This is a genomic window from Xanthobacteraceae bacterium, assembly GCA_019454205.1.
Classification (GTDB): Bacteria; Pseudomonadota; Alphaproteobacteria; order Rhizobiales; family Xanthobacteraceae.
The window spans coordinates 1,161,112-1,175,677 of sequence record CP075369.1 but is presented as its reverse complement, the minus strand read 5'-3'; the positions used below and the strand labels follow the sequence as shown (position 1 = coordinate 1,175,677).

The window sequence follows — 14,566 nt, the reverse complement described above, 5'->3', positions numbered from 1 at the left end:
GGCCTACACCCGCTTCCTTCCGACCGCACCGAACATGCCCTGCGGATAGAAAATCAATACTGCGAGGATCACGGCATAGGCAGCGATATCCTTGAAACCTTCCTTGAGATAAATGCCGGAGAACTGCTCGATGATGCCGATGATGATGCCGCCGACCACCGCGCCGGGGATCGAACCGAAACCGCCGAGCACCGCGGCCGCAAAGGCCTTCAAGCCGATCAGACCGATGTTCACGTCGATCAACACCACAGGCGCCAGCAAAATTCCGGCAACCGCCGCGACGCCCGCGGAAATCGCCCAGATCAGCGAGAAGATCGTCTTGACCGGGATGCCCATGTAATAAGCGGCAAGCTGGTTCTGCGACACCGCCTGCATCGCGATGCCGACGCGCGTGAAACGGAAGAAGGCGTAGAGCGCAAGGCACAGCAACGCAGTGCCAACGATGATCGAGATATTCACGTCCGCGATGACGAAGCCGGCAAAATTCTGGACCCCGCCGGTAAACGGCGTCTCGAAGCCGCGCGTATCGGTGCCCCAGATCATCGACGCGGCAGAACGGAACACGAAGCCGAGACCGATGGTGAGCATCACGATCGCAAATTGCGGCTGCCCGATTACGCGGCGCAGAACGATGGCATCGAGCAAATAGCCGAACACGGCCATGATCGCGATGGCGCAGAAGAAAGCGAGCCAGTAGTTCATGCCCGCGCCGGTGATGAGGCTGAGCGCGACGAACGCGCCGAGCATCATCAGATCGCCCTGCGCGAAGTTGACCATTTCGGTCGCTTTGTAGATCAGCACGAAGCCGAGCGCGATCAGGCCGTAGATACAGCCCGCAGCCGCGCCGTTGATCAGCTGTTGCGCAAAATCCGCCACGTTCCTCCCCTTCATCGGCGGTCTTCGGCTTTTTCAGCTCTTGCCGCCTTGGACCGCCGGCCGATTTCCGGCTTCTTTTACGGTCTGCCGCGCGAGATTCTCGTCCCGTGAGGCGGCATCACGCTACCGTGGGCAAAAACTTTCAGTCAAGCGCTTGCTTGAATTTCTCCGCCCCTCGATTTTGCTGCGAGTGCGAAAGGAAGAATCGTAAAACTACGTGCGGCCTTGCGCACCCGGGCGCACGCGAAAAGAATTGCGCCGGAAGCGCAAACCCGGAGGGAGCATGCGTTTGCAAAACAAGAAGGCCATCGTAGTTGGCGGCTCCAGCGGCATCGGCGCAAGCATCGCGGAAGGGTTTGCCCGCGAAGGCGCGCATGTCGGCATCATCGGCAGGCGGCAGGAAAAAATCGACGCCGTCCTCGCAACGCTGAAGAGACTGGATCCGCACGCACTCAGCCATGCCGCGGACATGCGCGGGGCAAAAGCCTGCGCGGCTGCAATCAACCTGATGACGCAGCGGCTTGGCGGCATCGACATTCTCGTCAATAGCCAGGGCATCACCTACATCAAGCCTTCGGCGGAACTGAGCGAAGAAGAATACGATGCGGTAATCGACACCAACCTGAACAGCGTATTCTTCTGCTGTCAGGCGGCCTATCCGCACATGAAAGGCAGAGGCGGCGCGATCATCAGCATCGCTTCGCTGGCCGGGTATCGCGGCTGGCCCCTCGCCGCGCCCTACGCCGCGAGCAAGCATGGCGTGATCGCATACACACGCACGCTTGCGGCAGAATGGGCTGCGGACAAAGTGCGCGTGAATTCCATTTCGCCGGGTTATTTTGCCACCGAACTCACCAGCGCAATGAAGCCGGACCGCGTGGCAAACGCCACCGCGCGGACACCGATGAGGCGTTTCGGCGAGCTGCCGGAATTGCAGGGTGCCGCAATCTTTCTCGCCTCCGACGAGGCGAGCTATGTCACGGGTGCCGATATTCCGGTCGATGGCGGCTTTCTGGCGAAGGGGATATAAAGAGACGTCATTCCCTCACGCGGCGCAATCCGATGAGCACGGACAACAAAGACGACAAGATCGAGATCATTCCGCCCGATCCGTCGCGCCGCCGCGAGCGCGGAGAGGAATGGGTCTATATTTCCTTCGAAGACAGCGCGAATGCGTTCAAGGCCTTGCCCCTGCACAAGCGCATTTTCTACGCAATGGCTTCGCTGCTCGGCCTGTTGCTGATCGGCGCAATCGTATTCCTGATCTTCGCCAGCGTGGTGCTGATCTGGATTCCGCTGCTTATCGCCACCATCGTCGTGGTGGGCGGCATCGCATATTTCCGCGCGCGGCTTTCCGGCCGCTGATGCCGCGCTAGACCGCGATCACCTCGAACAGCTTCTTGCAGTCGCTTTCGTTCCGCGCGCTACCGGCCAGCACGATTTTGCCGCGCTCGATGGCGACGAAGCGGTCGCAAACCTTCAACGCGAGGCTGACGTTCTGTTCGACCAGCAGGATGGTGCGATTCTCCGCTTTCATCTCGGAAATGACGGCGTAGACGTCATCGACGATCATCGGAGCCAGCCCTTCGCTCGGCTCGTCGATCAGTAGCAATTTTGCGTCGCCTATCATGACGCGGGCCATCGCCAGCATCTGCTGTTCGCCGCCCGACAAGGTGGTGCCGAGTTGCGCGCGGCGTTCCTTCAGCCGCGGCAGGCGGCGATAGACGGCATCCAGCGCGGCCTGGTTTTCCGCACGCGAGCGTTGCGGCACCTGTAGAAAGCCCAGGGTAAGGTTTTCCTCGACTGTCAGGCCGGGAAAAATCCTGCGGTCTTCCGGAACGAAGCCGACGCCCTTGCGGCAAATCCTGTCCGGCGCCATGCCTTCGATGTTTTCGCCCGCAAGGCGCACATTGCCGTCGCTGGGCTTGATCCAGCCTGCGATGGTGCGCAGCAAGGTGGTCTTGCCGACGCCGTTGCGGCCGAAGATGCCGACCACCTCACCGTTTGTCACATCGAGGTCGATGCCGTGGATGATGTGGCTGAGGCCGTAGTGGACGTGGATGTTCTGCAGCGACAGCATCAGGCGTGTCCGAAATAGGCGGCCTGCACCGCCGGGTTTGCGCGTACTTCGCCGGGCGATCCTTCCGCGAGTTTCTGGCCCTGGTGCATGACGAGCACCCGGTCTGAAATCTTCATCACGAGACCGATGTCGTGCTCGATCAGAAGCACGGTGACATCGCTGGTCAGCGAGCGGATCAGGTTGGCGGTATTCTCGGTATCGCCGTGGCTCATGCCCTGCGTGGGTTCGTCCAGCAGCAGGATCTTCGGCTTGCAGGCGAGCGAGACTGCAATCTCAAGGCGGCGCTGCTCGCCGTGCGAGAGTGCACCCGCCAGATAATCAGCCTTGTCTGCAAGACCGAAGCGGTCGAGCAATTCATTTACGCGCTGCGCAGCTACCTTGCTTGAGCGAACCGGAAATGCCCAGTGGGTTTTCGGCTCCAGAATTTGCGACGCAAGACGAATGTTCTCGGCGACGGGAAGCTCGAAAAAAAGATTCGTGATCTGGAACGAACGCGCCAGCCCGGCATGCTGCATGACATTAGGACTGGTGTTGCGGTATTCCTTGCCGTCCACCAGCACCACACCGCTTTGCGGCCGCAGCAGCCCGCTAATGAGATTGAACAGCGTGGACTTTCCTGCGCCGTTCGGCCCGATGATCGTGGTGATCTTGTTTCTTTCCGCGGCAAAAGAGACGCCATCGACCGCGCACAGACCACCGAAGCGGATGGAGAGATCGCGCGCTTCGAGAACCGGAGTGCTCATGACTGCGCCCTCCTGCCGATGATTTTCTCGATGCGTGGGCGGATCACTCCCATCAGTCCATTTGGGAGGAAGATCACGACCAGCATAAACATAATGCCGATGAAGATCAGGTGATGCTCGGTCCAGCTCCCGACATAGGATTTGACGATTGTCAGGATCACGCTGCCGTAAATAGCACCAATCAGCGTACCGACGCCGCCGGTAATCACGGTAATCACCGCGTTGCCCGATGTAGCGAAGAACAGAAGTTCCGGCGAAGCGAAACCGCGCAGCATCGGATACAGCGCGCCCGATAGCGATGCGATCGTGGCGGCAAAGACATAAGCGGCCAGACGCGCGGAAGTAACGTGATAACCGAGAAAGGGCACACGGCGCTCGTTAGCCTTCAACGCGATCAGGAGGCGCCCAAACGGCGTGTCGAGCAGATACGCGGCCAGCATATAGAGGATACCGATATAGGCGACGACGAACAGGAAGAAGCCTACCGGATTATCGCTCGACAACACGAACAGGCCGAGATTGATCTTCACAATCGGCACGCCGATCAGCCCGTCGGATGCACCCAGCGAGCGTGTGTTGTAGATAATCTTGGCCACGACCTGCGCCATGCCGAAAGTAATCAGCGCAAAATAAACGCCGCGCACGCGGTTCGCGATAATCCCGCCGACGATGCCAGTCAGAATTCCGGTGACGAACGCCGCGCCGAACGCCAGCCAGAACGAGTTCACCGCGATCAGCGACACCGCCGACACATAAGCGCCGAGGCCAAAGAACATCGCCTGCCCCAGCGACAGTAGACCCGTATAGCCGAGCAGAATATCCACTGCGAGCGCCAGCCCGGCGAAGATCAGCGCTTCGGTCGCGAGCCGTAGATAAAAGGTGTCATTGGTCGCGGCACCAAATGCCGCGAATGCGAGGCCGACAGCCAGCAGAAGCAGCGCGAGCAGATGGCTCGCGCGCATCGAGTTCGATAGTGCGTCACGCATGGCCGAGCCTCCCGTAAAGGCCCTGCGGCCGGACCATCAGCATCACGACCATGATCCCGAACACGATGGGATCGCTCCACACCGGCGATATATAAAGCGAGGCAATGGCTTGCACCTGCGTGAGAAACAAACCCGCAACCACGGCACCGGCAATCGACCCCATGCCGCCAACGATCACCACGGTGAACGCAAGCAGAATGAAATCGCGGCCCATGGTCGGGAAAACGGAATAGATCGGCGCGAGCAACACGCCGGCGAGACCCGCCAACGCTACCCCAAAGGCAAATGCAATCGCGTACACGCGATGCACCGGAACGCCCAGCGACGCCGCCATGTTGCGGTCGAACGCGGCGGCGCGAACAATCGCACCCCACTTGGTCCGATACACAATGAGCGCGACGGCGATGATGACCGCACCCCCCGCGACCATCAAGAACAGGCGGTAATTCGGAATGAAGATGCCGAACACCTCGACCGCGCCACGGATCGGCGTTTCAGGCTTGTAGGGGTTCGGACCGAAGATCAGCTTGATGACTTCTTCAAGCACAAGGCCGAAGCCGAAGGTCAGCAGCAGCGTGGTCACGTGCCGGTCCTTCGAATTGAATACGCGCTGTATCAGCGAGCGTTCGACCACATAACCGATCGGGAGCATCGCTAGGGGCACGAGAACCAGCAGCAGCCAGAACGGCACGCCGATCCAGGAAAGCGCCAGCGCCATGAATGCGCCGAGCGCGTAGAATTCGCCGTGAGACATGTTGATGACGTCGAGCAGACCGAAAATGATGGTCAGCCCGAGCGCCACCAGAATAACGGCGACGCCGAGAGTGAGTCCGGTCACGACTTGCGGTGCAAGCACGAATTGCACGTAATCCAGCACTTCAATCATGTCCTTCCCCTCTCCCGGCGCCGTCTATTTTCTTAGAAGCGTTTGCAGGTATCTTCGCCGATCGCTTCGTCGCCGCTGATCTGGTTCGCGATCACGAACTTGCCGTTCTGAACGCGGACCACATACATCGGCTGGATCGCCTGGTGATCGCCGGGACGGATCGTCTTTTCGCCCTGCGGCGTGTTCCACTTCAGACCGCGGAATGCTTCACGCATCTTGTCGGTGTCCGTGGTGCCGGCCTTCTCGAACGCCGCCTTGTAGGCGAACAGGAGACCATAGGAGTCGGCGCCGTAGAGATCCGGGTCCGCCTTGAAGGCGGCGCGGAACGCGGCGAGGAACTTCTGGTTCTCCGGCGTTTTGATTTCGGCCGAGTAACCGACGCCGGTCACGAAGCCTTCCGCGGCCGGTCCGATGGCGCCGATGTTCTGCGCCGTCACGGTGCCGGAAGCGCCGAGCACGGTAAGGCTCTTCAGCAGGCCGAACTCGGCGAGCTGGGTGAAGAGACGAACCGTGTCGTTGCCCGCGACGGAGGTATAGAGCACCTGCGCGCGCGCGGCACGAAGCTGACCGAAGTACTGCGTGTAGTCCTTGGTATCGAGCGGAGCGAACACTTCGCCGACCGGGTTCGCGCCGACGCGGAGCACGTTCGCCTTGAACGCGGCAACCGTCGAGCGGCCCATTTCATAGTCGGGTCCGAGGAAGTAGACCGTCGACTTCGGCTTCTCCTTCGCGAGCCACGCGGCAAGCGCCGCCGATTGCTGGCCCGCCTTTGCGTTCACGCGGAACACGTTGGGAGAGCAGCGGTCGCCGGTGATCGAGTCGGCGAACGACACGGTAGTCGCGATCAGCACGCCAGAACGTTCGGCAAGCTGCCCAACCGCAAGCGTGGATGCCGAGTTCACGGTGCCGGTGACGAAGTGCACCTTGTTCACCTGAATCAGCTTTTCAGCCTTCTGCACGGCAACCGACGGGTTGGCTTCCTCGTCTTCGAAGATCAGCTCAAGCTTGCGGCCCTTGATGCCGCCAGCGTCGTTGATCTCTTTCGCTGCGAGTTCGAGACCCCAACGAACCTGCTGACCGATGCCGGCATAGGTGCCGCTGAGCGGCGTGACTACGCCGATACGGATCGGCTCTTGTGCAACCGCCGACAGCGACCACATCGCCATCGCCGCGGCTGCCGCGTATTTCATTAAGCGCATTGTTTCCTCCCTTTCGTCTTCTCTGTTTCACCGCCCGGCGAAGGCCGGAAGGTGCACTCAGCTTCCCTTGAACTTCGGCGGACGCTTGGCGTGGAACGCCTCGACGCCTTCGCGGAAGTCATCGGACTGGCGGAGCCTGCTGTAGCAGTGCCCTTCCAGTTCAATTCCGATCGTGAGGTTTGCGTCCTCTGAATCGTTCAAGAGTTTCTTCGCCGTGCGCTGCGCGAGCGGCGAGAATTCGCAAAGTTCTTTTACCAGCGCGTCGGTAGCCGACTCCAGCTTGTCGTCGGGCACGCACTCGGTGACCACGCCCCAGTCGTAAGCCTGCTTCGCCTTGATACGGCGCGAGCGCATCACGACATCCTTTGTGCGCGTAATACCGATCATCTTCTGCAAACGCGCAGATCCGCCGGATCCGGGAATTTGGCCAAGCTTCTGCTCGGGCAACGCGTATTGCGCGGTTTCGGATGCGAGGCGGAAATCGCAGGCGAGCGTGATTTCGAAGCCGACACCGAAACAGTAACCGCGTGCGGCGGCGACTACCGGCTTGGAGCAGCGCGCCGGCGCGGCGATGTTCCACGCCAGTTTCGAGACATGTTCCGGCGAGGCCTCCATGAAGCCCTTGATGTTGCCGCCGCTCGAGAAGTTCTCGCCAATGCCGCGCAGCACGATCACGCGCACCGCATCGTCCTCGTCGAGATATTCGAATACGAGGCGCAACTGGTCGCGCTGTGCCATCGACACGATGTTGAACGGCGGACGGTCGAGAATTACGTCGGCGCGTTGCTGCGCCGGATCGACCTCGACGCGAAACCCGTCGAGCTGCGCGAGCCGCGGATCGTTGAATTGTTTGAGAGCCATTATGCCGTTTCCTTGTTCTGCAAACCTGTCTGTTGTTCTTCGGTGTATTCCCCGGCAACGAGTTTCCGCCGCAACAGCTTGCCGACCGGCGACTTGGGAACTTCGTTGACGAAAACGTAGCGGCGCGGGCGCTTGAAATTGGCCAGCCCGGATTTGCGGCAGTGGTCGTCCAGCTCCGCCTCGCTGACTTTCGACCGGCGGCTGATGAAGGCGGCGATGATCTTGCCCCAGCGCTCATCCGGCAGGCCGACGACCGCTACTTCCGATACCGCAGGATGAAGCGACAGGCAGCTCTCGATCTCGACCGGAGAAACATTCTCGCCGCCGGTGATGATCATGTCGTCGACACGACCGCTGACATACAGGTCACCGTCCTGGTCGAAGTAGCCGGTGTCGCCGGTGAAATACCAGCCGTCTCGCAATGCCTTCGCGTCCGCTTCGGGACGGCGCCAGTAGCCGTCGAAGCTTTCGTCGCCAGCGAGCAGCGCGATGATTTCGCCCTCCTCCCCAGCCGCTGCGACATCGTTCGGGGACTTCGCGCCCAGCTTCACGACGCGCACCATCTGGTTGATGCCGGCACGTCCGGCGGACCCAGGTTTCGCGACCGCGTTCTGGTCGATGGTAAAGGTGTAAATTTCGGACGAACCATAATGATTAACGAACAGGTCCGGTTTGAACGCCTTGTCGAGTTCTTTCAACAATCCGTCTGTCATCGGCGCGCCGGCAAAACCGAGTTTGCGAACGGAACTGACATTCGACTTCGAGAAGTGCGGGCTATGGACGACGTCATGGTAAAGTGTCGGCACAAGATAAAGATTGGTGATCTTCTCCTGTTCGATAAGACGCAGCGCGCCCTGCACGTCGAAACGCGGCAGGCAAACGAACGCACCGTTGATCACCGACATCGCAAGGAGCGAACGCACGCCCATCGTGTGGTAGAGCGGCATCACGCCAAGAGTCCGCTCGCCACGGCCATACAAATTCTGCGCGACATGGGCGACCGCTGCGGCGCGCTCGGCGCGCTGGCGGCGCGGCACGCCTTTAGGCTTCGCAGTCGTGCCGGAAGTATAGAGCATAACAGACCACGCATCCGCCCGCACCCGCGGCGAGGCTTCAGCCGCCTGCGCATTCACGATCTCGTCGAACGGGATATCTTCATTGCCATCGACGGAAATACGCACGCATTTCTTTGCGCGCTGCGACTGCTGCACTGCTTCCGCTGAAACCGGCTCATAAACGATGCCTTTAGCTTCGGAATTCTCAATGAAAAAATCGATCTCGTCGAACTTGGAACGCCAGTTGATCGGCGTGATTACAATGCCGGCAAGCTGGCAGGCCCAATGCAGGGTCGCGGCTTCCCAGCGATTTTGCAGCGCCGTCACCAGATGATCGCCCGGCGCGAAGCCCAGCCGATCGAAGCTCGCAACCAGCGACGAGATGCGCGCGTACCATTCCGTATAGGTAAAGCGTGTATCCCCGTCGACAATCGCGAGGGCATTGGATTCTCTGGCGACAGAAGCGATAAAGCTGGTTCCCAGATCAAGCATTCTCTTTATTCCCGCATTTGTCTTGCCGCTTCGAGCGCAGCGGCGACGATTGGCCCGTAGCCGGTACAGCGGCAGATGTGGCCGCCCAGAAACTCGCGCAGCTCTTCTTCATCCGCGTCGCGCTTTCGCTGCAAAAAAGCGTCGAGCGACATCAGAATTCCTGCCGTGCAGAACCCGCATTGCAGTGCATGATGCTTGCGGAATGCCGCTTGCAGGATCGACAGGCGGCCCGGCTCTGGCGCCAGCCCTTCCACCGTGCGAACCGAAGCGCCGTCGAGCTGCACGGCAAGCGTAAGGCAGGCGCGTGCGGGCACGCCGTCGATCTGCACCGTACAGGCGCCGCAAACACCGTGCTCGCAGCCGACATGCGTACCGGTCGCGCCAATCACATGACGCAGGAAATCGGTCAGCAGCATACGCGGCTCGGCATGGCCGGTGACGATGCGCCCGTTCAGTTCAAGGCGCACAGCGTGACGTTCGCCGGATTTCAGGTAAGGCATGAGCGCGCCTCCCCGATTACACGCGCACCGATCTGGCGTACTAATTCACGGCGATACGATGCGGTTGCATGAAGATCATCGCGGGCTTCCAGCGACCAGGCAAATTCGTTGAGCGAGCTTTCCAGCGCAGTCGTATCTGCCGTTTTGAATTCCCGCGCCACGGGGCGGTCTGCAACGCCGCCGATGGTTAGCCGCACGCTGTCTCGTGTGGCGACCGCTGCCGCCGCGACAATCGCGAAGTCGCCATGACGGCGGCCATACTCGAAAAAAGCGTAGCCGGTATCGGGCTTGCGCAACGGAAACCATACGGCCTCGATCATCTCGCCGTCGGCACGCGCTGTCGTCATCAGGCCCGTGAAAAACTCAGGGGCAGCGACCTTGCGCGAACCACGCTTGCCCGACAGTTCGATGGTTCCGTTCAGCGCGACGAGGGTGAGCGGAATCTCCGCGCTCGGATCGGCATGCGCGACGGAGCCGCAAACCGTGCCGCGATTGCGCGTCTGCGCGTGGCCTACCCACGGCAACGCCGCGGCGAGCAGTGGCTGCTTTTCCGCCAATCCTTCCCACGCGAGCAGTTGCGCCTGCCGCACGCCTGCGCCGACACGGATCGCACCGGATTTCTCCTCGATCTTCTTCAGCGCGTCAAGGCGCATGATGTCCACGATCAGGGGCGGCCGCGCGAGACGCATGGAAAGCATCGGGATCAGCGTTTGCCCGCCTGCAATCACCCGCGCTTCCGTATTTTCCGCGAGCGCGCGATGCGCCTCGGCGAGCGTTTCCGCGCGGAGATAATCGAAACGGGCGGGCTTCATTTTCCCCTCCCGAACAGGCGCGCAAAGAATCCCGCGCGCGGTCCGCCTGCGCGGCGCGCGAGCGCTTCAAAGAACTGGCGGATCACGACGCGCGCCGCTGCATCCAGCAGACGCCCGCCGACCGCAGCGACCTTGCCGCCAACCTGCGCTTCATAACGATAGGTAAGCTTGGTGCCGCCTTCCGCCGGTTCGAGCAGAACCTTGCCCTCGCCACGCGCAAAGCCGAGCGCGCCACTTGCACCGCCGCGCAACGTGACGCTTTCCGGCTGCTTCAGATCGGAAAGATCGACGTTCGCGCGATAGCGGCCTTTCACCGGGCCGACGCCGAGACTCACATCCGCAGTGAAGCCGTGCTCGCCAACCTTGCGGACATCGTGCGCGCCCGGAATGATCGACGCCAGCACATCCACGTCGAGCAGTAGATTCCACACTTCCTGCGGCGGCAGCGCGATCAGCGCCGTACCTTCGCCATGCAAGGCGCGGCCACCGGACGGGGCCGCAACCGGCGGCATCTGTGCGGGGCGTCCGGCTTCTTTCGCGTGGATAAAGGCCGCGAGCTTTGCAGGCGTCAGCGGCAGATCTATCGCGTCGAGCGAAAGCGCGTCGGCTACCGCATTCGCGATACAGACCGGCGTGCTCATGCAATTGCCCTCGCCGACACCTTTCGCGCCGAGCGGCGTAAATGGCGACGGCGTTTCGTAATGCAGGATCAGCGGCTCCGGCACTTCCATCGCGGTCGGCACCAGATAGTCGGCAAAGGTACCCGCGAGAAAACTTCCATCCGGCGCGTAGGCGTATTCTTCCAGTAACGCCGCGCCGAGCGCCTGCGCGAAACCGCCGGTGATCTGTCCGTCGACCATGCCGGGGTGAAGGACGCGCCCGCAATCGTGCACGGTGACGTATTTGTCGATGGTCACCGCGCCGGTGACGCGGTCGATGAGCACGCCGCAAAAATCGAAGATGAAGCCGTAGCACAGCGAGGAATTCACTTCGTCGGCTTCAGTCGGCGGGGTCAGTTGCGGCGGCGTCCAGAACACGGTTTCGCGGATCGCCTGCGCATCCTCCGGCACAATCGCCGGCGACCAGTGGCTCGTAGCGGCAAGCCGTCCAAAGGCCAGCGCATTATCCGGATTTCGCTTCGAGAATATTCTTCCGTTTTCGAATGCGATGTCGTCTGCCGTTGCATTGAGTTGTGCCGCCGCACTTCGCGTGAGCCGGTCTTTCAGCTTCCCCGCCGCGAGATGCGCCGCGCCACCCACGGCAGCGGCAAAACGGCTGGCGTAATTCCCGGACGCAATCGACCAGGCATCCTTTGCGGTATCGAGGTCGGTTACGACGCGTACGTCGGACGGCTTGATCGCCAGCACGTCGGCGACGATCTGCGCGACCACGGTGCGATGGCCCTGCCCCTGCGGCACGGATGCAATGTGCGCGCTGACTCCGCCGACCGGATCGAGCGAAACCGTTGCGGTCGCCTGCGCGCCACCTTTCGGTCCCGCCTTGCGCCGCTCGTCGGCGGTCAGCACGGTCGTGATGTAACCCATGTTGGAAACGCTCGGCTCGACCACCGCGGCGTAGCCGATACCGTAAATCTTGCCTTCGCTGCGCGCTTGTTTCTGACGCGCGCGCAATTCCTCAAGACCGCCTTGCTCGAAAGCAAGCGCGAGGCCTTTCTGATAGTCGCCGGAGTCGAGCAGCCCGCCGCTTGCCGTGCGATACGGGAATGCATTCGCCGGAACGAGATTGCGGCGGATGACTTCGAGCGGATCAATGTTCAATTCAACCGCAATCCGCTGCATCAGGCGTTCGAGCGCGTAATAGACCTGCGGGCCGCCGAAGCCGCGGTTCAATCCGGTCGGCGTCTTGTTGGTCAGCACCACGCGATTGCGGACGCTCAAGCTACGGATGTCATAGGCACCGCTGAGATTAGCGTGCATCCGGTACAGCGTCGCAGGCTCCGGCGCGCGAATATGTGCGCCGACGTCTTCGACCTGATCCCAGTCGAGTGCGAGCACGCGGCCTTCCGCACTCACCGCCGCCGAAAGCGTGGTCATTCGGTTGGTCGCGGAAACCGATGCAGTCAGGTGTTCAAGCCGATCCTCGATCCACTTCACCGGCGCACCGGCTACGCGCGCGGCAATCCCCATCAGCACGATGTACGGAAAGATCGCCTGCTTAGTGCCAAAGCTGCCGCCGGAATCCGGCGGTGTACGCATACGCAGCCGGTTGCCCGGTACTTTCAGCGCGCGCGCGATCACCGCGAGAATACTGAACGGTCCCTGGAAGTTCGCCAGCACATCGAAAGATTCTTCCGCCGGATCGAACTCGATAACGAGGCCGAAGGTCTCCATCGGCGTGCAGGAATTACGCGGATAGTTGATCTGCACGCTCACGCGGTGCGCGGCTTCGGCGAAGGCGCGCTCGGGATCGCCGTACCGGAATTTCCGATCGCTCGCGATGTTACCTTTCAGGCCGTCATGCAGGACGAAAGATTCCGGGCTGACCGCTTCGGCCGGCTGCATCACAACGGGAAGCTGTTCGTAATCGACCTCGATCAGATCGAGCGCGTCCTCGGCGACATAGCGGTCGGACGCGACCACGACCGCGACCGGCTCGCCCACATAGCGCACGCGCTCCACCGCAATCGGCCAACAGGCAATCGGCGCCTTGACGCCGACCACTAGGCTCGACGAAAGCGCCATGACCTCTTCTGCCGTGATAACAGCGGCGACACCCGCCAGTGCGCGCGCAGCATCGGTGCGGATCGCGGTAATGCGCGCATGCGCGTGCGGCGAACGCAGGATTGCTGCGTGCAGCGTACCGGGGCGTGTTGCAATGTCGTCGACATAGCGTCCGCGACCGCTGAGCAAAGCGGCGTCCTCGACGCGCTCCAGCGACCTGCCAACCCAGGCTTTCGACTCTGCGGACTTTCCGGACAACGTGGCGTTCCCGTGGACTCGCCTGCTCTTGCGGCAGGTCAACGAAAACGCTTACGCGAAGCGGCAAATAGCGCCGATATCTGTGAGTCTCACGCCTTACCAAATCGTCTCATTTTTGGAACGGGTCCGGCGTTCAGCCGGTCAGGACAAGCCGCCGCCCATGCGTGCGACGTTGCGGAATTCGTTCGGCGAAGCACCCGCATGGTCCTTGAAGAACCGCGAGAAATGCGGCGGCGCGCTGAACCCGAGCAGGCAACTCACTTTGGCGAGACTGTCTGGAGAATCCACGACGGAGCGCACGGCAAGCTCCATCCGCAGCATGTTGAGATAAACGTTCGGCGTGAGATTCGTCGAGCGCTGGAACAGCCGGTAGAACTGCGCGCGCGACAGCCCGGACTCTTTCGCGATTTCCTCGATGACAACCGGCTTGTTGGGCGTTTCCCGCAGCAAATCCACCGCGCGCCGTATGCGCCAGTCCATACGGGCACGCTCGGCGGCCAACGTGGTGGCGGAATGGGCGATGGTGCGCCAGGGCGTGAACCGTTCGATCACCGCAATCATCAATTCAGCAAGCAAGCTTTCCTGCGTTTCCACGGCGCCCGGTTCCAGCACCATGATATTCGCGAGATTCATGGAGAGTTCGCGAATGCGTGGCGAAAGCTCGCCGCCGGGGCGCTGGAACAGCGAGGGTGCAGTCGCACGGCTCCAGTTGGAGCGGAACATACTGAGCCACTCCGGCTCTATATAAAGAGCCAGAATGGTAGTGCGGGGTTGCAGCGGATTGTGAACGTAGGCGTGCGGCTCCCACGCATTTACGAGAACGGCCTGCCGGTCAGTCAGTGCGACGATCTCGTCGCCTACTGAGAATTGCGTATCCGCGCCTTCCAGCTTGATCAGCACATGGCAATGCGGGTGAGCGTGGCGCACGAGCGAGCGGTCCATGTCGAGCAAGGCGACACGGCCGAACTTCCCGTAGGCAATACGCACGGCTGAGGACATCGCGATCCCGGCGCTGACAAGGCACAAATCTACCCCGTTTTGTACCTTTCATCCAAAGCCGCCGCAAACGCCCCGTTTAAGGCCCGAAATTGCGCTCCGGTGCGTTGCATGATCGAGACATATTGTCCGTGGCCGCGC

14 protein-coding genes are annotated in these 14,566 nt (G+C 61.5%); 2 read left to right on the top strand and 12 right to left on the bottom strand.

Annotated features, from left to right (window positions below; genetic code table 11):
- Positions 1-3: 3 nt before the first annotated feature.
- Positions 4-876: a branched-chain amino acid ABC transporter permease gene (locus KF794_05810; protein QYK46201.1), complete on the bottom strand. Its 873-nt coding sequence runs from the start codon at positions 874-876 to the stop codon at positions 4-6.
- Between the two features lie 283 nt (positions 877-1,159).
- Here KF794_05810 and KF794_05805 point away from each other — a divergent pair, with 283 nt between their 5' ends.
- Together KF794_05805 and KF794_05800 are read left to right on the top strand one after the other, a co-directional pair.
- On the top strand, positions 1,160-1,906 hold the full coding sequence (locus KF794_05805) for a glucose 1-dehydrogenase (protein ID QYK46200.1): 747 nt from the start codon (positions 1,160-1,162) through the stop codon (positions 1,904-1,906).
- 32 nt (positions 1,907-1,938) lie between these two features.
- The gene (locus KF794_05800) at positions 1,939-2,241 is read left to right on the top strand and encodes a hypothetical protein (GenBank protein ID QYK46199.1); all 303 of its coding nucleotides are present in this window, start codon (positions 1,939-1,941) and stop codon (positions 2,239-2,241) included.
- A 7-nt stretch (positions 2,242-2,248) separates the two neighbouring features.
- Here KF794_05800 and KF794_05795 read toward each other — a convergent pair whose 3' ends face one another.
- The 11 genes from KF794_05795 to KF794_05745 form a co-directional block, all read right to left on the bottom strand.
- Positions 2,249-2,959: an ABC transporter ATP-binding protein gene (locus KF794_05795; protein QYK46606.1), complete on the bottom strand. Its 711-nt coding sequence runs from the start codon at positions 2,957-2,959 to the stop codon at positions 2,249-2,251.
- Positions 2,956-3,699: an ABC transporter ATP-binding protein gene (locus tag KF794_05790; protein ID QYK46198.1), complete on the bottom strand. Its 744-nt coding sequence runs from the start codon at positions 3,697-3,699 to the stop codon at positions 2,956-2,958. The genes KF794_05795 and KF794_05790 overlap by 4 nt, the downstream gene beginning before the upstream one ends.
- Positions 3,696-4,685 (bottom strand): branched-chain amino acid ABC transporter permease, encoded by a 990-nt coding sequence (locus KF794_05785; protein ID QYK46197.1) that lies wholly within the window; start codon positions 4,683-4,685, stop codon positions 3,696-3,698. Before KF794_05785 ends, KF794_05790 begins: the two co-directional genes overlap by 4 nt.
- The gene (locus KF794_05780; GenBank protein QYK46196.1) at positions 4,678-5,571 is read right to left on the bottom strand and encodes a branched-chain amino acid ABC transporter permease; all 894 of its coding nucleotides are present in this window, start codon (positions 5,569-5,571) and stop codon (positions 4,678-4,680) included. Before KF794_05780 ends, KF794_05785 begins: the two co-directional genes overlap by 8 nt.
- 32 nt (positions 5,572-5,603) lie before the next feature.
- Positions 5,604-6,770: an ABC transporter substrate-binding protein gene (locus tag KF794_05775; GenBank protein QYK46195.1), complete on the bottom strand. Its 1,167-nt coding sequence runs from the start codon at positions 6,768-6,770 to the stop codon at positions 5,604-5,606.
- A gap of 57 nt (positions 6,771-6,827) precedes the next feature.
- A complete protein-coding gene (locus KF794_05770; GenBank protein ID QYK46194.1) occupies positions 6,828-7,631 on the bottom strand; it encodes an enoyl-CoA hydratase/isomerase family protein in 804 nt (267 codons plus the stop codon).
- Positions 7,631-9,178, bottom strand: a complete 1,548-nt coding sequence (locus tag KF794_05765; protein QYK46193.1) for an AMP-binding protein — start codon at positions 9,176-9,178, stop codon at positions 7,631-7,633. The genes KF794_05770 and KF794_05765 overlap by 1 nt, the downstream gene beginning before the upstream one ends.
- A 5-nt stretch (positions 9,179-9,183) precedes the next feature.
- Positions 9,184-9,678 carry a (2Fe-2S)-binding protein gene (locus tag KF794_05760; protein QYK46192.1) on the bottom strand — a complete coding sequence of 165 codons (495 nt, stop codon included), beginning with the start codon at positions 9,676-9,678 and terminating at the stop codon, positions 9,184-9,186.
- Complete coding sequence (locus tag KF794_05755; protein ID QYK46191.1) at positions 9,666-10,490, bottom strand: FAD binding domain-containing protein; 825 nt, start codon at positions 10,488-10,490, stop codon at positions 9,666-9,668. The genes KF794_05760 and KF794_05755 overlap by 13 nt, the downstream gene beginning before the upstream one ends.
- Positions 10,487-13,429 carry a molybdopterin-dependent oxidoreductase gene (locus tag KF794_05750; protein QYK46190.1) on the bottom strand — a complete coding sequence of 981 codons (2,943 nt, stop codon included), beginning with the start codon at positions 13,427-13,429 and terminating at the stop codon, positions 10,487-10,489. Before KF794_05750 ends, KF794_05755 begins: the two co-directional genes overlap by 4 nt.
- Before the next feature lie 141 nt (positions 13,430-13,570).
- A complete protein-coding gene (locus KF794_05745; GenBank protein ID QYK46189.1) occupies positions 13,571-14,428 on the bottom strand; it encodes a helix-turn-helix transcriptional regulator in 858 nt (285 codons plus the stop codon).
- Between the last annotated feature and the right edge of the window lie 138 nt (positions 14,429-14,566).

Bases quoted from the DNA above. Each gene is read 5' to 3' on its own strand.
- KF794_05785 (QYK46197.1), bottom strand. From the start codon at position 4,685: ATGCGTGACGCACTATCGAACTCGATGCGCGCGAGCCATCTGCTCGCG.
- KF794_05790 (QYK46198.1), bottom strand. From the start codon at position 3,699: ATGAGCACTCCGGTTCTCGAAGCGCGCGATCTCTCCATCCGCTTCGGT.
- KF794_05770 (QYK46194.1), bottom strand. From the start codon at position 7,631: ATGGCTCTCAAACAATTCAACGATCCGCGGCTCGCGCAGCTCGACGGG.
- KF794_05775 (QYK46195.1), bottom strand. From the start codon at position 6,770: ATGCGCTTAATGAAATACGCGGCAGCCGCGGCGATGGCGATGTGGTCG.
- KF794_05765 (QYK46193.1), bottom strand. From the start codon at position 9,178: ATGCTTGATCTGGGAACCAGCTTTATCGCTTCTGTCGCCAGAGAATCC.
- KF794_05780 (QYK46196.1), bottom strand. From the start codon at position 5,571: ATGATTGAAGTGCTGGATTACGTGCAATTCGTGCTTGCACCGCAAGTC.
- KF794_05745 (QYK46189.1), bottom strand. From the start codon at position 14,428: ATGTCCTCAGCCGTGCGTATTGCCTACGGGAAGTTCGGCCGTGTCGCC.
- KF794_05805 (QYK46200.1), top strand. From the start codon at position 1,160: ATGCGTTTGCAAAACAAGAAGGCCATCGTAGTTGGCGGCTCCAGCGGC.
- KF794_05800 (QYK46199.1), top strand. From the start codon at position 1,939: ATGAGCACGGACAACAAAGACGACAAGATCGAGATCATTCCGCCCGAT.
- KF794_05760 (QYK46192.1), bottom strand. From the start codon at position 9,678: ATGCCTTACCTGAAATCCGGCGAACGTCACGCTGTGCGCCTTGAACTG.
- KF794_05755 (QYK46191.1), bottom strand. From the start codon at position 10,490: ATGAAGCCCGCCCGTTTCGATTATCTCCGCGCGGAAACGCTCGCCGAG.